This window comes from Streptomyces sp. NPDC051822, from assembly GCF_044452745.1.
Lineage (GTDB): Bacteria > Actinomycetota > Actinomycetes > Streptomycetales > Streptomycetaceae > Streptomyces.
On sequence record NZ_JBITBZ010000005.1, the window covers coordinates 386,553 to 405,082 of the forward strand.

Consider the following 18,530-nt stretch of genomic DNA (forward strand, 5'->3'; position numbering starts at 1 on the left):
GTCCAGGCAGTTATGCGGCGAGATAGGCCCGGGCGCGGGAAATCCTTGCCTCCCGGGCCTGGAACGCAATGTGCTCCGTCGGACTTTCGACGGACAAGGTGATCTCCCCATCCTGTTCCGAACGTGACATCCTTACCGATCTCTTCATGCTGCCACCCCAGCCTGAAATATTGAGGTCAGAGACCGCCACGAAAGTAATGAAGAACTCGAAGGCGTTGGCCTTCGTGTCTCCGCCTTCTCGAAGAAGAGCGCCCGGTGCGAGGCGCGTGTCGAACCCCAGCGTGATACTGGTGCCGCGTTCATCGATATGGAAGTAGAAAAGGCTGCACTCTTCGAGATCGGGCGGAGTCGTGACAGTGTCTCGAATGCCGCGCGGATCGACAAGCAGGTCGACCCATTCAGTTGCGCTCATAGAACGTCTTCTCGTTGAGGTCCGGCAGCTGATTGAAGCGTCGCGAGTCAAGCTTCCCGACGAACCCCCGGGGGCCGCTGTCCGCCCCGTTCTCACTTTCTTGGAAGGCGCTTATGTGTCCGATAGTAAGGGCGTCTGCGGCTTCAAAGGAAAGAGTGAAGGAAGGCGATATTGCGGTTAGCCGGATTCTGTGCCCACCGCATCGTTCCATCTGAAAGTCAGCGATGGCCGGAGGATTCCATCCCCTCATCTCAAGATGCTCGACGGCGAGGAATTGGAGATGACACTGAAGGCGGTCGAAGCCAGCTTCTCGCCACTCCGGAAGAGGGTTTTGAGGGAAGTTGGGGAGATCGATCCGCAGGGTCAGCATGGGGCCGTAATGGTTCAAGTGAACGGATCGGACGGTAACGGCCGCCAGCGGTGGAGGAGTGGCGTACAGCCTCTGCAGGTCCGCTGGATTTACCAGCAACTCAGCCCAATTTAGGGTCATAGTAGTAATGCTCCTCGCAGCCTGGAATCTGTCCGTTCCGCGTGTCTTCGTAAGGTCGGACGTGGATATGTGGACCTTGATATCCTTCCTCGCCGGGCTCTCTGTGGCCGAACCAGTGGTCTTGGAAGAGAATGGGATCGCCGTCAGCGGTCTCGTACCACTCCTCACGATAGAAGATGGGTCGGCCGTTCTTGTCCAGAACCGCGCCGCCCCCTTGCCAGTCGGGCTTGGTTGCCATCGCGTAGTCAGTCGCCTCGAAAGGCTCTCGCCCCTCGGGGACGCCGGCTTCGCGTAGGGCTCTGGCCTTGACTTCGGCAAGGCTCTCGGGAGGACACGGGCTGAGGCCGAGCGGGTCCGCCCAAGTATAGGGATTCTGTACGTATGTGGACGCATTCGGCGCCGGAATCAGACCCAGGGGATCCTGGCTCAGGTACCGCGCTGCTTCCGGGTCGTAATACCGGAAGTGGTTGTAATGGAGGCCCGATTCGGGGTCGAAGTACTGGCCCGGGAATCGGAGGGGGGTGTACGTCGTGGCGTCGCGCGTCCACGTCGTAGTGCCCCAGAGTGTCGATCGAGTGCGCCAGACCAAATCGCCCGACTCGTCCACGAGTTCCGTCGGGGTGCCGATCAGGTCGGTGACGATCGCGAAGAAGCGCTCGTCGGTGGAGTCCGTATCCGTGCGGCGTTCCGTTTGGGCGAGGGGCCGCAGGCCCGCGTGGTCCCAGGTCAGGACGACGTTCTCGGTGGTCTGCTCGCAGAGGGTCGTGCCGTCCCAGGTGAAGTGGACCGATTCCAGCGCGGATTGCTTGGACATGCGGCGGCCCAGGGGGTCGTACGCATAACGCCAGACCGTGCCGTCCGGTGTCGTCACCGAGGTGAGCCGGTCCTCCGCGTCCCACTCGTAGCGCCACGTGTCCGGCTTTCGCGAGAGGCGGGTCTTCTGACGCAGGACGATGCGGCCCTGGTCGTCGTGTTCGTAGCGGACGGCTCCCGCGCGGGTGATGCGCGTGCCCTCGTAGGCGCGCGGACCCGTCGCCGAGTGGGCCGGGTGTGCGGACGGCCAGTCAGCCTCCGTCTGGTTGCCGGCCTCGTCGTACGCGTACCGCTCGGTCCAGCGGTCAGCCCGGACCGCCGTGACCCTCCCCACCCCGTCGAGTTCGAAGCGGCGTGTCCCCGAGAACCCGTCCGTGACGGATACCAAGGCGCCGTCGGGGCGGTAGTCGTAGGAGCGGTGCTGGAGGCTGGCACCTCGGGAGGACGCGACCTCCTGGTCAGTCAGCCGGCTCATCGTGTCGTACGACGACGTCAGCGACACGAAGTCGGAGACCGTGCGCTCCACCTCGCGCCCTAGCGCGTCGAAGGAGAAGGCGAGTTCACGCCCGGACGTGGTGAGACTCACCCTGCGGCCCACCGCGTCGTACGACCACGAACTGATCGAGCCGCCCGGGGTCGTCCTCCCCACCTGCCGGCCCACCCGGTCGTACGCGTATGACAGCGTCCGGCCGTTGACCGTCTCGCACGTCAGACGGCCGTAGCGGTCCCGGAGACGCTCCAGCCGTGCGTCCGGGTTCGTCGCCGCCGCCAGCTTGTCGAAGACGTCGTACTCATAGGTGCTGACCGCGCCTTCCACGTTCTTGCTGACGATCCGGCCGAGGGCGTTGCGCTCGAACCGGACCGCCTGCCCGAGACCGTTCGTACGGGAGATCAGACGCCCGGCCGGGTCGTGCGCGTAGCTCAGCGTCCGGCCGTCGAAGTCCGTCTCCGTGACCATGCGGCCCGCCGGGTCGTAGACGTAGTCCCAGGTCAGGCCGTGGGGGTCGGTCACCTGCGTCAGCCGCAGGTTCGTGTCGTGGGAGAACTCGTACCTGACCCCGTCCGGGCCCGTGCGGGACGTCAGCAGGTCGAAGTCGGTGTACGTGAAGCGGGTCGTGGCGCCCATCGCGTCCGTATGGCTGAGGCAGTTCCCCTCGCCGTCGTACGTCCAGGACTCCACCGTGCCGTCGGGCGCGGTCCGCCGGGACGGGCGGCCCTCGACCGTCCACTCCATCCGGGTCACGGCGCCGAGGGGGTCGGTGATCCGGACCGTACGGCCGAAGGCGTCGTGCTCGTACCGGGTCGTTGCGCCCAGCGGATCCGTGATCTCGACGGGAAGGCCACGGTCGTCCATGGCCAGCCGGGTGACGGCGCCCAGCGGGTCCGTCACCGACGTGAGGCGGCCGGCCGCGTCGTACGCGAACCGCGTCCGGGCGCCCGTGGGGCCCGTCACCGACGTGCGGTTGCCGCGTGCGTCGAAGGTCTGGTGGGTGATGTTGCCGTCGGTGCCGACGATCCGGATCGGGAAGCCGGCCTCGTCGTACTCGGCGCGCGCCTGCCGTCCGTCCGGGCGTTCCACCAAGGTCAGGTGGCCCTGCTCGTCGTAGGTGGAGCGGCTTACCTGGCCCAGCGGATCCGTCCGGGACAGCAGCCGGTGATGGCGGTCGTACGCGAAGCGGGTGACCGCGCCCAACGCGTCGATCTCGGCGACGACCTGCGCACGGTCGTTGATCACGTGACGCTCGGTGTTCCCCAGACCGTCCGTGAGGGTGGTGACCCGCAGCCCGGTCTCGGGGTCGATGTCGTCCCACGTGAAGGTGGTTTCGAGGTGGCCGTTCGTGCCCGACTGGTAGGTGCAGCGGTCCTGGTCGTCGTAGACGTAGTCGAAGCGACTGCCGTTGGTGTCGGTCCATGAGGTGATGCGGCCGTGCTCGTCGCAGCCGAAGCGCAGCGGGCGGCCGGAGGAGTTGGTGACCTCGGTCAGATGCCCTTCGGTGTAGCCGTAGCGCAGGATCTCCTGATCGGAGCCGTCCGGTGCCGCACCCGCGAGGTGGAGGGCGGTGACCCGGCCCTCGGCGGTCGTGAGCTTCAGTACGTAGCCGCCGTGGTGGGCGATCGCCGTCGGGGCGCCCGACTCGTCGTACTCGAAGGTGATCCAGCGCCCGTTGCGGTCGTCGATCTGGGCGAGGAGCGCGAGCCCGTCGCCGTGGTCGACGAAGTGCCGGACCGTGCGGGTGAGGGGGTCCGTGATGGTGTAGCCGCCCTCGACCCGGTCCAGCGGCCACTGCCGGCCGTGCGTGGGCATGACCGGGACCCCGGGAGCGGGATGGGGGTACGCGAGGAGGCTGCCCTCGTCGCAGCTGAAGACGACGCCTTCCGAGTCGATCTCCAGCCGCTGGTCCACCGTGCTGGACCACGTCGGGCCGAACCAGCGCCCCGACCGGCGCGAGGAGTCGAAGCCGCGCCGGAAGACGAGGGGGAGTGAGCCGGGCAGGCTGATGTCGGTCTGCGGCAGCAGCATCCGACCGGTGGCGATGTCGATGGGATCTCGCTCGCACCGGGTCTCTTTGCCCTGCTTGCAGGTGGTGGGCGGGTCCTTCTCCTGGTCCTGGCGACTGGGCTTCGTCCCCTCGGGCTTGATGCCCCCCGGCTTCGTGCCGTTCAGACCGGCGCGCAGCCCGCCCCGCAGCACCCCCGCGCCCTTCGTCCCGAGCAGTTCGGGGACCAGCCGGCCGAGGAACTCCGACGGGTCGCCCTTCGCCGCCTCCCAGGCGTTCTTCAGGGCCCGGTCCGGGTTCGCCACCGTGGACACCAGGCCGGCGAGCGTCATGTTGACGCCCTTGTAGTAGTCCATGGGATGGGTCAGGTTGTACGGGTCCGTCGGGTTCACCGACCGGACGAAGTTGAGCAGCCCGGCCCCGCCCTTGATGACTCCGCCGCCGAAGTGGGCCAGCTCGATGCCCTGGCTCAGGCTGAAGTCCATCAGCTCCGCCTTGGCCCGCTCGCGGCCCGTCGGCTCCTTCGGCGCGTGCGCGAGCGCGGCCCGGACCGCGCTCCTGGCCGCCTCTCCGGCCTCGTTGCGCGCCGCGCGCGCGTCGTTCAGGATCTCCCGGGCCCGCTGCCGCTTGGCCTTGCCGGGGTCGGTGAACGTCCCCGGGTCCGGGAGCGGACTGTCCCCGGTGCGCGCCGCGTTGTAGGCGTCGACCTTCTTGTTGTACGAGTCGACTGCGGCCTTGGAGTCCTGGTCGCCCTCCTTGTAGAGCGCTATCGCCTCACGCGCCTTGCCCTGCGCGCTCACGACCGCCCTGGAGTACGTCTCCAGCGCCTTGGCCGCGCTCTCCATGGCGTCCGCCGCGTGCAGCCAGTCCGTCGGCAGGGTCGCGAACTTCTCGCGGAACGCGTCGGCCGCCTCGCCCTTCCAGTGACCGGCGTCCAGCTTCTTCATCCCGCTGCCGACCAGGTCGAACGCCCGGTGGAAGTCCCGGAGGTTCTTCACCGCCTCGGCGATCTTCTCCGGCTTGCCGTGGACGAGCTCGTTCGCCTCCTCGGTCTGCCCGAGCTGCTGCTCCCCGACCTCCGCGCCGAGCGAGGAGGCGGCCCCGTCGCCCCAGTCCTCGACCGCGTCCGCCCAGTCGTGCGCGCCGACCTTCTCCAGGCCCTGGCCGACCTTGTCGGTCGTCTCGTCGACGACTTCGCCGACGAACTCCTTGCCCTTGTCGACGACGACACCGAACTTGTCGATGCCCTTGTCGAACAGACCACCGATGTCCACCATCAGCGGCTCTCCCCCCAGCGTGGCTGCTCGGCCTGTTCGACGGTCGCCCGATCAGGGTCGAGGTCCTCCCTGAGCCGCTCGTCCATGCGGTCGCGCGCCCCCGGCTCGATCACGCCGGAACGCTCCATCGAGTCGAGCCCCGAGTCCATGACGTCGTAGCCGGTGTTCCGCCAGGTCTGCTCGACCTCGTGCTGGGCCTTGATGGCCGACTCGGGACTCCAGTCCGGGTCGGACCACATGTGCTGGTCGCGGATGGTGTCCCAGCGCATCTGCTTGACCTCGTCCTCGGTCAGATGCGGGTTGCCGTTCAGCGAGTTCGCACCGATCTTGATCGAGTCCTTGATGTACTGCTCCTGCTCGGCGAACGAACCCGCCGACAGGCCGACCGCCTGCGCGAACCCGTTCCCCTGCAAGGTCAGCGCACGGACACCCCACTCCCACCGGCCGCAGAACGTCTCGAACTCCGACGTCAGCCCGCCGTGCCCCAACTCCATTCCGGACAGCCCCAGATCGGAGAAGCCACGTCCGGCCGACGCCTTCCCGATCATGCCCAGCTCCTTCAGCTCGGCATGCGCCAGGTCGATGCCCTTCGCTATCTCCGCGAGCGCCGCCGCCGGCGCCGCGAGATCAGGCTCGTTCCCGCTCATCGTGTCCCCCCGAGATCCACAGCCACCCCATCCGGGACGATCCCCGCCACCGGCGGAAACAGCGCCCCGTCCTCACTTCCCGCATCGAGCGCGACTCCGCCGGGGCCGGGCAGCATCGGCACCATCACATCGAGCAGCCGCGCGCCCAGGACCGTGCGGTAGGTCCACTCCCGCCCCGCTTCTCCCCGCGCGACCGCGAACCGCGCGAGCGCCTCCTCGTCCGAGAAGGCACAGATCCACCGCACGCCGCCGAAGTCGGCGGTCCACAGGCTCTCCTGGGCATCGAACGGCACCAGCACGGCGGTACGCCGAAACTCCCCCAGCAAACGCGCAAACCCCCGCCGCGCCACCGCGACTTCGCCGTCACCGGCAGAATCCGGCACCGCCCGCGCGGTCGGGTTCTCCGGACCATCCACCGCCCCCGGTACGGCCACGGGGGCCGACCCGCCCGCCAAGTCCGCAAGTCTCGACACCCGTTGCGGCTCCGCTATCTCGTCCCCGTTCCCGTCCCCGTCCTCAGTCACCCAGGCATGCTGCCACGCGACCATTCACGTGAGCAACGAACAAAGGTCCGATTCGTCACGTCGGGCCGGTGGTCGGAGATGCCCTGGAACACGCTGGTGAACCGCCTGCGCAGAGCGGGTTCGCCGACGCGCGAGGGCCCGGGGACGGATGTCGTCCCCGGGCCCCTCTCGTACTCCCCGCCGGGTCTACTCCTCCACGAAGATCTCCTCGGCCGAGGCCGCCGTGACGGCGCGGGCCAGCCAGCCGCGCAGCGTCTCCGGGTCGTCGCAGCCGGTGACGCGGGTGCGGACGTGGTCGGACACGTCGAGGCCGCGCTGCTCCAGGACCAGCAGTATGGCGGTGGCGCTGGCCCGAGCCGCGCCCTCGGCTCGGCCTTCGTCCCGGATTTCTTCGGCGAGGTAGGACTTGTAGAAGGAGAGATCCACGGCCACCAGAGTCCTCCAGAGATCTTGGGCCGGTCGCTTGCTCAGCCCCTGTGCGGTGAATTCGATGATCGGGTCGGCGACGTTCTCGGGAACGTCCTTCAGCGCGGTGGACAGTGCCTTCAGTATGGCACCGATGTCCGGATCGCCCGCGTGTGTGATCGCCGACAGGGCTGTCAGCGCCAGGTCCTCGGCGGCCTGGGACGGGTCGGTGATGACGGGCATGTTGTGCGGGCCCACGACCATCGGCTGGATGCTGAGGGTGGGCATGTAGCCCGGTCCGCTGGCCACGGGCCGTGCTGCCCATTCCGCTGTGGCTCGGTCCTGGCAGACGACCAGCAGCGTGGTCGGCAGTCCGTACTTCGTCCACAGGTACGAGACGTAGTACGCCCAGCTCGCCGGCTTGGACGGGTCTTTTTTGCCCTGGGCCTCGATGGCGAGGAGGAGCGAGCCGTCCCGGGCGCTGTCGAGCCGTAGGAGGGTGTCCACACGGCGTTCGACGGGTCGCGTCTCGGTGAGGTCGTTGGGCAGGACGACCGCGTCGACGGTGGCCGGGAGGGGGAGGTCCAGCACGTCCTTCAGGCGGCTGAACAGGTGAAAGTCGTGCCGGAAGATGTGGTGCATCGCTTCGTGCGGTGGGTTGACCATGGGGTTTCCTTGCGTGGGACCGGTCACCTGCGGCAGTTGCCGCATGTTCCCGGTTCTGGGGCGCGGTAGGCGCGGTCGCAGGTGTCGCAGTTCTGGAGGGGGTACCTGACGGCCGGTTTCTCGGGACTGCGGAACGGGGGCAGGGGTGGCAGCTGGGCGGTCAGGCGGTGGGCCAGGAGGGCGGCCGGGCGGTGGAGGGGTTCCGGTGGCAGGTCGTTGGTCAGGGCGCTGTGGACGGCCTCGGGGGTCAGGTCCCGTTCCAGCCAGGCGGCTACGCCCGGCACCAGGTGTTCGGCGTCCGTGGCCGAGATCAGCAGCCGCGGATCGGTGCGGCGGAGGCCTGAGAGGACCCCCAGGGCGGTCTGGAGGAGGTCGGGGCCGGGTACGCCGGCTGCGGCACGGTCGGCAGCGCGCGGCGCGGCGGCGGCTTGGCCTCCCGGCGGGCCGGGCGCGACGGCTTCGGCTCCTCCGTCGCGCCGGTCCGGCCCGGCTGGTTGCAGGAGACGGTACGGGTGACCATCCGCCCGTCCTGCGTGCGCTCCCGGGTACGGCGCAGGTAGCCGTGTGTCTCCAGCTCGCGCAAGGCGGCGGCGATCCGCGTCGTCCCCTCCGGGAAGCGGGCCGCGAGGCTCCTGATCCCGACGGACGCGCCGCTGGGCAGCGACTGGATGTGCACGGCCAGTCCGATGGCCAGCAGCGACAGCTGCGCGTGCTGGGCGAGGTGGTTGCCGATCACCGTGAAGCGGGTGGTGTGGCGGGCGTTGTCGTGGGTGACACCCCCGCCGCAGGGGGCGGCAGGCGTCCCGGTTCGCCGGGAGGGGTGGTTTTTCCCGCCGTTACGGGACTGGGCGGACGGGTGCGCGTTAGTGTGCTGGGTATCCATTGGGAAGGTGTTGCTTCCTCGATGGTCAGGCCCTCGCCTTGGGATTGCCGTCCCGGCGGGGGCCGACGTGTGTCGGCCTGGCGGTCATATGCCAGCTGGGGCAGAGCGTAGATCAACCAACCCACTGCAAAGCCAGCTGTGTTGGCCTTTTTCACCCGAGTGAGTGAGTGCTGCCTCAGCGGGAGGAGAGGTGGGGCTTGGTTGGTTTCTTTCTCTCTTGTTGTTGTCCTTGGAAAGACCGTCCGCCTCACCGAAGCCCACGTTTCCGGCATCCGGTGCTGGAGTCGTTTCCGCAGGTCAGGGGTGCGGGAGGTCGAGTTCGGCCCATACGGTCTTCCTGGGTACGGGGCCGAGCCCGACGCCCCATCGATCGGCCAGGGCCTCCACCAGGAGCAGTCCTCGGCCGGAGTCGCCCTCGGGGCATGCCGGTTGGGCGCGCGGGAGGTTGTCTGCCCGGGTGTCCGTCACCTCGATACGCAGGACGCCCTCATGGCTGAGCAGCGCGAGCCGGAAACTCCGGCCGGCGACCCGGCCGTGCGTGGCGGCGTTCGTCGCCAGCTCGGCGACGACTTGGGTGGCCGCCTCCGTCACGCCGTACGGGACCTCGCGATCCCGCATCCATTCGGCGGCGAGCAGCCGGGCGAGCCGGGCCCCACGTGGCGTGGGGGACAGGAGGACGCTGAAGTGGTTCGTGGGGCCATGGAGTTGGGCGATCTTCTGCTGATTCACGTCACCGAGCGTGGCCGCCCCGAGCTACCGTGAACAGTGACGGAGTCGATGCGTAGAGTCACTGTCCGGTGCTTGTCCACTGCTGTCCGGGCTGTCCGGACCTTCCTCAGGGGTAGGGGCATCGCGCCACGAAGGGGCCAGGGAAGGGTGCGGGTATGTCGGTGGACGGTGGGGCACAGCGGCTCAAGACCGAGGCGGACGAGCCGGGGTGGGAGGTCGACCCAGATGATGACTGGGGAGTGGCCGTAGTCGCCACCGTGGGACGGCAGTTGAGGCTGCGGAGGGAAGCGGTGGGCATGCGGGCCGCCGAGCTGGGGGCGGCCACCGGCTACGGCGAGGACCTCATCTACAAGATCGAGAGCGGTGCGCGGATCCCGCGACCCGAGTTCCTGGACAAGGCGGACGAGGTGCTGGGGGCGGGCGGGTTGCTCTCGGCCATGAAGGAGGACGTGGCGAAGGTTCGTTACCCGAAGAAGGTGCGGGCCTTGGCGAAGATGGAAGGGAAGGCGGTCGAGATCGGTGTGTACGAGTGCAACATCGTCGCCGGTCTGTTGCAGACGCCGGAGCATGCCAGGGCCGTGATCGAGGCGGCGCAGCCGCCGTACTCGCCGGACGATGTGGAACGTATGGTGGCCGCTCGTCTGGCCCGGCAGTCGGTCTTCGAACGGGACCCGGCTCCGTCGATCCACTTCGTGCTGGAAGAGGCACCGCTACGCCGACAGGTTGGGGGCACAATGGTGTGGCGACGGCAGCTCGAACATCTGCTGGAGGTGGGGCGGTTGCGCAACGTCACTCTGCAGACCATGCCGACGAACACCGAGGCTCATCCAGGTCTGGACGGCAGGATCGAGCTGCTGAAGTTCCCGGACGGTACGGCGGTGGGGCGCTCCGACGGTGCGTTCAACGGGCGGCCGATCACCGATCCCAAGCAGCTCCGCATCCTTGAGCTGCGTTATGGCACCATCCGGGCGCAGGCTTTCTCGCCGAGGGAGTCGCTGGCCTTCATCGAGCAACTGCTGGGAGAAACATGATCCACAAGGCCTCCGCCGGGGATGCCTCCGAACTGGCGTGGTTCAAGAGCAGCTACAGCGGTGGCACCGACGGTGAGTCCTGCATCGAGGTCGCCTGGCGCAAGAGCAGCTACAGCAGCAGCAGCGAGGGCGACTCCTGCGTCGAGGTCGCCGCCGCCCCCGGCACGGTCCACGTCCGTGACTCCAAGTGCGTCGACGGTCCGCAGCTCGCCTTCATGCCCGGCGCCTGGGCGGGTTTCGTCTCGTACGCGACGACTGGCTGACCCCGCCACCCGCCTCCGTAACCCACACGTGTGAAGAGCCCGGATCTCCTGATCCCGGGCTCTTGGGCGGATCATCGAGTGGCTCACGCGCCTGTGCATTCAGGTCGATGGCGGCTAGTGGCTCTATCCCGGCCAAGGGCTCCGGGTCGAGAAGTACCGCAAGGGCAATGCCCGCCCTGATGGTTGGCTCGTGCCACTCGACGCCTTCGTGGGGCAGGGAGAGTGGGCCGACCCCGACGGTGTTCTGATGACCGTCGAGGTCACATCCGGTGACTCCGACACCGGGCGGCGGGATCGGGTCGAGAAGCCGCGCGCCTACGCCGAGACCGGGATTCCCGTCCACCTCCTGATCGACAGGACCGCCGGCGAGGTCAAGGTCCACTCCCAACCTGACGGGGAGCGGTACGAGATGGTCGTGACCGCGCCCCTCGGGAAGAGCGTCACGCTGCCGGAGCCCGTGGGGATGGAGCTCGACACCGAGCCCCTGAAGAACTGGGTCCACTGAATTTCCGCGCGGGCTGTCACACATCCCTTCCGGGCTCCGTCAGTGCTGTGTCCGGCTCGGTCGGGGCGGACACGGGAGAGGCTGAAGGAGCCGTCGTGATGTTCGCCGAGATGTCCACCACCGCAGTCGTCGTCACCGCCGTCGCCGCCTTCATGGCCGGGTTCTCCGCTGCGGCGATCTTCTTCAAGGCCGCCTTCGTCGTCGAGCCGCTCGCCGCGTACGGCGTGCCCCGGGCCTGGTGGAACTGGCTCGGGGCCGCCAAGGCCGCCGGGGCCCTCGGGCTGATCGTCGGGTTCTTCGTGCCCCTGATCGGGACGCTCGCCGCCGTCGGGCTCGTCCTGTACTTCGCCGGTGCCGTGATCACCATCCTGCGGGCCCGTTCGTACGCCCACGTGCCCTTCCCGCTCGTCTACATGGCCCCCGCCGTCGCCGCCCTCGCCCTCGCCTGACACGGAAAAGGCCGCCACCCCCGTGAACAGGGGTGGCGGCCTTCGTCGTACGGGAAGGCGTCAGTCCTTCTTCTCCTCCAGGCGGGGGAACAGCACCGCGCCCTTCGTCACCGTCGCGCCCGCCGGGAGCTGGCCCCACGTGGCCGAGGTCTGGACCGGCTGGGTCGCCAGGGTGCCCAGGGACTCCTCGGCGCCCAGGGACTCCCACAGGGCCTGCGAGGTCTCCGGCATGATCGGGTTCAGCAGGACCGCGACCGCGCGGAGCGACTCGGCGGCCGTGTAGAGGATCGTCGCCAGGCGGGCCTGGCCCTCCGGCGACTCGTCCTTGGCCACCTTCCACGGCTCCTGCTCCGTGATGTAGCCGTTGACCTGCTTCACGAAGTCGAAGATCGCCAGGATGCCGGCCTGGAAGTCCAGGTCCTCGCCGATCTTCTGGTCCGCCGTCGCGACGGCCTTGGCCAGGCCCTCGTGGATCGCCGTCTCCGCCGCGCCGTCGGCCGCCGAGGCCGGCAGCTTCCCGCCGAAGTACTTGCCGACCATCGCCGCGACGCGTGACGCCAGGTTGCCGTAGTCGTTCGCCAGCTCGCTCGTGTAGCGGGCGGAGAAGTCCTCCCACGAGAAGGAGCCGTCCTGGCCGAACGCGATCGCCCGCAGGAAGTACCAGCGGTACGCGTCCACGCCGAAGTGCGAGGTCAGGTCCTGCGGCTTGATGCCCGTCAGGTTCGACTTCGACATCTTCTCGCCGCCGACCATGAGCCAGCCGTTCGCGGCCACGCGGCCCGGGACCGGCAGGCCCTGCGCCATCAGCATCGCGGGCCAGATGATCGCGTGGAAGCGGAGGATGTCCTTGCCGATGAGGTGCACGTTCGCCGGGAACGTCTCGTCGAACTTCGCCTGGTCGGCGCCGTAGCCGACGGCCGTCGCGTAGTTCAGGAGCGCGTCCACCCACACGTACACGACGTGCTTGTCGTCCCACGGGACCGGGATGCCCCAGTCGAACGTCGAGCGCGAGATGGAGAGGTCCTCCAGGCCCTGCTTGACGAAGTTCAGGACCTCGTTGCGGGCCGACTCCGGCTGGACGAAGCCCGGGTTCGACTCGTAGAACTCGAGCAGCTTCGGGCCGTACTCGCTCAGCTTGAAGAAGTAGTTCTCCTCCTTGAGGATCTCCACCGGCTTCTTGTGGACGGCGCACAGCTTCGTGCCGTCCTCCGCCTCGATGAGGTCGCCGGGGAGCTTGAACTCCTCACAGCCCACGCAGTACGGGCCTTCGTACCCGCCCTTGTAGATCTCGCCCTTGTCGTACAGGTCCTGCACGAACTCCTGCACGCGGTCGGTGTGACGCTTCTGCGTGGTGCGGATGAAGTCGTCGTTCGCGATGTTCAGGTGCTCCCAGAGGGGCTTCCACGCCTCCTCCACGAGCTTGTCGCACCAGGCCTGGGGCGTGACGTCGTTCGCCTCGGCCGTGCGCATGATCTTCTGACCGTGCTCGTCCGTGCCGGTGAGGTACCACACCTTCTCGCCGCGCTGACGGTGCCAGCGCGTGAGCACGTCGCCTGCGACGGTCGTGTAGGCGTGGCCCAGGTGAGGAGCGTCGTTGACGTAGTAAATGGGGGTCGTGACGTAGAACGCCTTCGCCCCCTGCTTCTCGGATCCAGTGGCCGCCATGGTCGAAATCCTAACCGTCGGACGAAGATCCACTCACATCCATATACCTGGGGGCCGCCGGGGGACCGCCGCGGGCCGCCGGGGTACGCCGGGGGGCGGTGGCGACCCTCTCGGTCACCACCGCCCCCAGGCCGTCTTTCCTAGAACTCCAGGCCCGCCAGGAGACCGCGGTAGAAGGCGGCGTGCGCCGTCTCCACCGGGGTCACGCCCGCGAAGTACGCGGCGGTACGGGGCGCGCCGTCGAGCTTGCGGACGAAGTCGAAGGCCTTGTTGTCCTCCTCGCCCCAGACCACGAACCGCCAGTGCAGCGGGCGGTCCGCCGCCTCCATCAGCGCCTGCGTGGCCGCCGTCTTCGACTCCGGGGCGCCGTCCGTCTGGAAGACCACCAGGGCGGGTCGAGTCGGGTCCGCCTTCTCGTGGTGGGCGAGGACCTCCTCCACGGCGCGGTGGTAGTTCGTGCGGCCCAGGCGGCCGAGGGTGCCGTTGATCTCCTCCACCCGGGTGGGCGTGAGGTCGGCCGGCGTCAGGTCCACGGTGCCGTCGATGTCCGTCGAGAAGAACACGGTCGTGACGGTGGCGGCCTCGTCCAGGTGCGCCGCGAGCGCGGTGACCTGCTCGGCGAGACGCTGCACCGAGCCGTCCTTGAAGTACATGCGCATCGAACCCGACCGGTCCACCACGAGGTACACGGCTGCCCGCGCCCCTTCGAGCCCCTGCTTCCTGAGCTGGGCCCCGGCGGCCTTGTACGCGTCCGCGAGGTGCGGGGCGGCGGCCTTCACGGCGGGGAGGGCGAGGGCGGGACCGGCCGACCGGGGATCGGCCGACTGGGGCGCGTCCGCGTCCGCGTCCGCGGTCGCGGTCGCCGGGGCGGCTTCGGCCTCGGCGGCGGCGACCGCCACGGGCTCCCGCTCCTCGGCGGGAGCGTCCGCGTCGGCCGTCACCTCCGGCTCCGCCGGGAGAACGGCCTCGGCCTGCGGCTCCTCGACGTCGTCCGTCTCCGGCTCCGCCACCACTTCCTGCTGCTGCTCCTGCTCCGCAGCGACTTCCTGTGCGTCCGCGTCGGCGTTCGCGTCGGCGTCCGCCTCCGCTTCCTCCGGGGCCTGAGGCTCGTCGGCGGAAGCCGTCGCGGGGGCGTCCTCCGCCTCGGCCGTCACCTCCGGCTCCGCCGCCTCCACCGTCTCGGTGACCGGCTCCTCCTCGGCGACCGGTGCGATCGGCTCCGCCGTCTCCTCGGCCGCCGTCTCCTCGGCCGCAGGCTCAGGCTCGGCCGCGGCCTCAGGCTCGGCCGCCGCAGCGGCAACCTCCGCCTCGGCCTCCGGCGCCGTGGCCGAAACCGGCTCCTCGGCCGTCACCGGCTCGGGCGTCTCCGCCTCCGCCTCCGCCTCCGTGGCCGAAACCGGCTCCTCCGCCTTCACCGGCTCCGGCGTCTCCGCCTCCGCCTCGACGGCCGACGGCGTCGCCTTCGGCTCCTCAGCCTCAGCCTCAGCCACAGTCGCCTCAGCCGTGTCCGCCGCCGCCTCAGTCGCCGTCGCCGCCGCCGCCTCAGTCGCCGTCGCCGTCGCCGTCACCGGCGCCCCCGCCCTGGCCCTGGCGCGGGCCTTCGGGATCTGGGGGTTGTCGAACGAGGCCGCCACCAGGTCGTCCGCCGCCCGGCGGGCCGCGTCCTCGGGGGTGTCCGAGGACGTGGACGTGGACGAGGTCTCACGCGTCTGGGGCGGGACGGAGGTTGCCGGGGTGTCCTCGCGGTCCCGACCGAATACCTTGCGCAGCATGCTCCGAATACCCATGGGCGAACCCTTTCGCATGAGTGGGGGTGCAGTGGGAATGTCCGAACTGGGCGTTTCGGGACGTTCATCCCTGGCCAGGGCGGACACGTAAGGTTAGCGGCCACCCCCTCCCTCCTCCGTGACCCGGTCGCCCCCGGTTGCCGTGCATTCATTCGGCGTTCACTCCGCCGCCGTTCGCGTGCAGATCTACGCACATAGCGTCGCCGCCGTAGGTATCCCGACAGCATGTCGGCGCAGTGTGCGCCGGAGGAGGACGAAGTGCGCAAACTGCTGCCGCTCCTGAGCACGAACCCCCACGGAGGCGGCCGTTCCGCTCTCACCTGCCGATTCCGGTGCGGTGACGCCTGCTTCCACGAGGTGCCCAACACCAGCGACAACGAGTACGTCGGCGACGTCATAGCCGGTGTCCTGTCGCGCCGTTCCGCCCTCCGCGCCGCCGCCGTCGTGACCGTCGCCTCCGCCGCCGGAGGTGCCGTCGTCCTCGGGAACGCGCCGGAGGCGGTGGCCCTGGCGGAGAGGCCGCAGAAGCCGGGCAAGGTGAAGACCGACGGCGCCCGCGGCCTCCGCTTCGCGCCCGTCGCGCCCAACACCGCCGACGCCGTCACCGTCCCCGACGGCTACGCGCACAACGTGGTCATCCGCTGGGGCGAGCCCATCCTCCGCGGCGCCCCCGCCTTCGACGCCGAGAAGCAGACCGCCAAGGCCCAGGCCGGCCAGTTCGGCTACAACAACGACTTCCTCTCCCTGCTGCCGCTGCGCGGGGAGCACGGCCGCCAGGTCCTCGTCGCGAACCACGAGTACACCGACGAGGTGCTCATGTTCCGGGGTTACGACTCCGAGAACCCGACCCGCGAGCAGGTCGAGATCGCCTGGGCCGCGCACGGCCTCTCGGTCGTCGTCGTCCAGGAGGAGCACCGCTCCGGCAAGCTGACGCCGGTCACCCGCCACCACCTCAACCGGCGCCTGCACACCACCAGCGAGTTCGAGCTGACCGGGCCCGCCGCCGGTGGCGACCTGCTCAAGACCTCCGCCGACCCCGAGGGGCGTACCGTCCTCGGCACCCTCAACAACTGCGCCGGCGGCACCACCCCGTGGGGCACCACCCTCCACGGCGAGGAGAACTTCAACCAGTACTTCGCGTACGGCTCGTCGCCGACCGACAAGCGGTACGGGATCGGCACCGGCGCCTCCGAGCGCAAGTGGGAGCGGTTCGACAAGCGCTTCGACCTGCGCCAGGAGCCCAACGAGGTGCACCGCCAGGGCTGGGTCGTCGAGCTCGACCCGTACGACCCCGACTCCACGCCCCGCAAGCGCACCGCGCTCGGCCGCTTCAAGCACGAGGCCGCGCAGCCCCGCCTCACCGCCGACGGCCGCCCGGTCGTCTACATGGGCGACGACGAGCGGTTCGACTACTTCTACAAGTTCGTGTCGAGCAAGCGGATGAAGAAGGGCGGCTCGCGCGCCGCCCGCGAGCACAACCTCACCCTGCTCGACGAGGGCACCCTGTACGTCGCCAAGCTGACCGGCGACTCCCCGGCCGCCGAGATCGACGGCACCGGCAAGCTCCCCAACGACGGTGAGTTCGACGGCTCCGGCGTGTGGATCCCGCTCGCCACCGGCGACGTCTCGCACGTGCCCGGCATGACCGCCGAAGAGGTGTACGTCTTCACCCGCCTCGCCGGTGACAAGGTCGGCGCCACCAAGATGGACCGCCCCGAGGACGTCGAGCCGTCCCCGCGCTCCGGCCGCGTCTACGTCGCGCTCACCAACAACTCGAACCGCGGCAAGGGCACCAACCCGGGCGCCGACGAGGCCAACCCGCGCAACCTCAACAAGCACGGGCAGATCCTCGAACTGGCCGAGCACTGGGACGACCCGTCCTCCGACGGCTTCGCCTGGCGCCTCTTCCTCGTCGCGGGCGACCCGAACGACCCGGCCACCTACTTCGCCGGCTACCCCAAGGAGAAGGTCTCCCCGATCTCCTGCCCCGACAACGTGGCCTTCGACCCGCACGGCAACCTGTGGATCTCCACCGACGGCAACCAGCTCGGCTCGCACGACGGCCTGTTCGGCGTCGCCACCCAGGGCGAGCGCCGCGGTGAGCTGAAGCAGTTCCTGACCGTGCCGAAGGGCGCCGAGACCTGCGGCCCGATCATCCAGGACCGCCGTGTCCTGGTGGCCGTGCAGCACCCGGGCGAGCTCGACGGCGCCTCCGTCGAGAACCCGATGTCCCAGTGGCCCGACGGACCCGGCAAGATCGTCCGCCCCTCGGTCGTCTCCGTGTGGCGCGAGGACGGCCGCGACATCGGCGTCTGATGACACCGGGGCGGGCCTGGGGGTGGGTTCCTACTCCACCCCCAGGCCCTCCCTGAACCGTGTGAACTGCTCCGCCGGTTCCCCCGTGTACGCCCACGGCACCCACGCCGCCCGCGTGCCCAGCATCCCGAGCACCTCCCGGGCGATCTCCACCTGCCCCGCGTAGCAGGCGGCGTGCGCCAGGAAGTTGAGGTCGCCGACCTCCTCCGGCGCGACCGGTTCCCCCGGGTCCCTGCCGCCGATCCACCGCGCGTGCGTACGGCGCAGCTCCGTCACCGCTAGCTCGTGCTTCCAGTGCTGGTCGAAGCCGCGCACGGGGCCCCGGCCGAGTGCCCCGTCCGCGATGTACCGGTACTCCTCGACCCGCGCCACCTGCACCAGGACCGGCAGCGGCGAGCCGGGCGGAGCCACTCCCGCCGCGTCGCGGGCGAAGTCGTACATGCTGCCGTGCGTCCCGTGCCACCGCGCCGACCAGTAGCGCAAAACCTGGATGTGGCCCTCCGTGTTGTACGGGTCCCGGCGCCGCAGCTCGTCGAACCAGTGCCGCAGTTCACGGCGCGGCACCCCGCCCTCGTACAGCCTCGCCACCGACAGCAGCGACACCCACGGCATGGGGTCGGCCGGGGCGGCGTCGGCCGCGCCCCGGCAGGCGTCGACGGCGGCGTCGACGCGGCCCCGCTCCACGGCGGCGCCCCGGCCGGCCGCGATGGCCGCGTCGAAGACCCGTACCACCTCGGTCGCGGCCCGCAGTACGGCCGCGTCCGGGTTGCCGGGCTCGGCGGCCCGCCAGGTCTCCACGGTGGAACTGCCCGCCGCGGCGTGCGAGAGGAGCCGTACCCGGTGCGTGCGGCGGGCCCAGTCGTCGCCGGTGGCGGCGAGCAGGTCCCGTACGCCCTGCCAGCGGCCGATGACGATGTCGTGGCGGGCCTCGGTCAGCGCGCGGTCCCCGAAGTCCGGGTCGAAGTCGGGCACGAAGCGTTCCGGACGCGGAGTGCGCGCGGAGCGCGCGGAGCGTCGGCGTACGGCCATCGGTGGCCTCCTTCGGGTTCGGCTGCCGTCAGAAGTCGCGGGGGAGGGGCTCGGTTTCGCTCGGAGGTCGGGGTCGGGGGGAGGGGGCGGGGGCGGGGAGGTGTTCGGTCTCGGTCGGGCGTCGCGGGGTCCGGTGCTCCG

The 18,530-nt window shown here is 69.7% G+C and carries 14 protein-coding genes and 2 pseudogenes; 5 read left to right on the forward strand and 11 right to left on the reverse strand.

Going from position 1 to position 18,530, the window contains the following annotated elements:
- Nucleotides 1-10: 10 nt before the first annotated feature.
- The 8 genes and pseudogenes from ACIA8N_RS19190 to ACIA8N_RS19225 form a co-directional block, all read right to left on the reverse strand.
- Nucleotides 11-412: an Imm50 family immunity protein gene (locus ACIA8N_RS19190; protein ID WP_365784334.1), complete on the reverse strand. Its 402-nt coding sequence runs from the start codon at nucleotides 410-412 to the stop codon at nucleotides 11-13.
- Nucleotides 399-902, reverse strand: a complete 504-nt coding sequence (locus tag ACIA8N_RS19195; protein ID WP_365784332.1) for an Imm50 family immunity protein — start codon at nucleotides 900-902, stop codon at nucleotides 399-401. The genes ACIA8N_RS19190 and ACIA8N_RS19195 overlap by 14 nt, the downstream gene beginning before the upstream one ends.
- Nucleotides 883-5,490 carry a putative T7SS-secreted protein gene (locus tag ACIA8N_RS19200; protein WP_365784330.1) on the reverse strand — a complete coding sequence of 1,536 codons (4,608 nt, stop codon included), beginning with the start codon at nucleotides 5,488-5,490 and terminating at the stop codon, nucleotides 883-885. The genes ACIA8N_RS19195 and ACIA8N_RS19200 overlap by 20 nt, the downstream gene beginning before the upstream one ends.
- Entirely contained in the window at nucleotides 5,490-6,137 is a 648-nt protein-coding gene (locus tag ACIA8N_RS19205) for a hypothetical protein (RefSeq protein ID WP_365784328.1), read from the reverse strand. Before ACIA8N_RS19205 ends, ACIA8N_RS19200 begins: the two co-directional genes overlap by 1 nt.
- A complete protein-coding gene (locus tag ACIA8N_RS19210; protein ID WP_399416716.1) occupies nucleotides 6,134-6,661 on the reverse strand; it encodes an SseB family protein in 528 nt (175 codons plus the stop codon). Before ACIA8N_RS19210 ends, ACIA8N_RS19205 begins: the two co-directional genes overlap by 4 nt.
- Nucleotides 6,662-6,847: 186 nt before the next feature.
- Nucleotides 6,848-7,732: a hypothetical protein gene (locus ACIA8N_RS19215; protein WP_365784324.1), complete on the reverse strand. Its 885-nt coding sequence runs from the start codon at nucleotides 7,730-7,732 to the stop codon at nucleotides 6,848-6,850.
- Between the two features lie 23 nt (nucleotides 7,733-7,755).
- A pseudogene (locus tag ACIA8N_RS19220) lies at nucleotides 7,756-8,615 on the reverse strand (helix-turn-helix domain-containing protein).
- 297 nt (nucleotides 8,616-8,912) lie between these two features.
- Complete coding sequence (locus tag ACIA8N_RS19225) at nucleotides 8,913-9,344, reverse strand: ATP-binding protein (protein ID WP_365784322.1); 432 nt, start codon at nucleotides 9,342-9,344, stop codon at nucleotides 8,913-8,915.
- Between the two features lie 155 nt (nucleotides 9,345-9,499).
- On the opposite strand from ACIA8N_RS19225, the gene ACIA8N_RS19230 reads away from it, so the two are divergent.
- From ACIA8N_RS19230 to ACIA8N_RS19245, 4 genes and pseudogenes are all read left to right on the forward strand, one after another.
- Complete coding sequence (locus ACIA8N_RS19230; RefSeq protein ID WP_365784320.1) at nucleotides 9,500-10,375, forward strand: helix-turn-helix transcriptional regulator; 876 nt, start codon at nucleotides 9,500-9,502, stop codon at nucleotides 10,373-10,375.
- Nucleotides 10,372-10,638, forward strand: a complete 267-nt coding sequence (locus ACIA8N_RS19235; protein WP_365784318.1) for a DUF397 domain-containing protein — start codon at nucleotides 10,372-10,374, stop codon at nucleotides 10,636-10,638. The genes ACIA8N_RS19230 and ACIA8N_RS19235 overlap by 4 nt, the downstream gene beginning before the upstream one ends.
- 64 nt (nucleotides 10,639-10,702) lie before the next feature.
- Nucleotides 10,703-11,143, forward strand: a pseudogene (locus ACIA8N_RS19240) (Uma2 family endonuclease); the annotation flags it as partial.
- Nucleotides 11,144-11,241: 98 nt separating this feature from the next.
- Nucleotides 11,242-11,592, forward strand: a complete 351-nt coding sequence (locus ACIA8N_RS19245) for a DoxX family protein (protein WP_365784361.1) — start codon at nucleotides 11,242-11,244, stop codon at nucleotides 11,590-11,592.
- Nucleotides 11,593-11,652: 60 nt separating this feature from the next.
- Here ACIA8N_RS19245 and metG read toward each other — a convergent pair whose 3' ends face one another.
- On the reverse strand, nucleotides 11,653-13,257 hold the full coding sequence (gene metG / locus ACIA8N_RS19250) for a methionine--tRNA ligase (protein ID WP_365784316.1): 1,605 nt from the start codon (nucleotides 13,255-13,257) through the stop codon (nucleotides 11,653-11,655).
- A gap of 140 nt (nucleotides 13,258-13,397) precedes the next feature.
- Nucleotides 13,398-15,029, reverse strand: a complete 1,632-nt coding sequence (locus ACIA8N_RS19255) for a VWA domain-containing protein (RefSeq protein WP_365784314.1) — start codon at nucleotides 15,027-15,029, stop codon at nucleotides 13,398-13,400.
- A gap of 273 nt (nucleotides 15,030-15,302) precedes the next feature.
- Here ACIA8N_RS19255 and ACIA8N_RS19260 point away from each other — a divergent pair, with 273 nt between their 5' ends.
- Nucleotides 15,303-17,360, forward strand: coding sequence for a PhoX family protein (locus ACIA8N_RS19260; protein WP_365784312.1), 2,058 nt, complete (start codon nucleotides 15,303-15,305; stop codon nucleotides 17,358-17,360).
- Nucleotides 17,361-17,390: 30 nt separating this feature from the next.
- Here ACIA8N_RS19260 and ACIA8N_RS19265 read toward each other — a convergent pair whose 3' ends face one another.
- Nucleotides 17,391-18,389 (reverse strand): hypothetical protein, encoded by a 999-nt coding sequence (locus tag ACIA8N_RS19265; protein ID WP_365784310.1) that lies wholly within the window; start codon nucleotides 18,387-18,389, stop codon nucleotides 17,391-17,393.
- Between the last annotated feature and the right edge of the window lie 141 nt (nucleotides 18,390-18,530).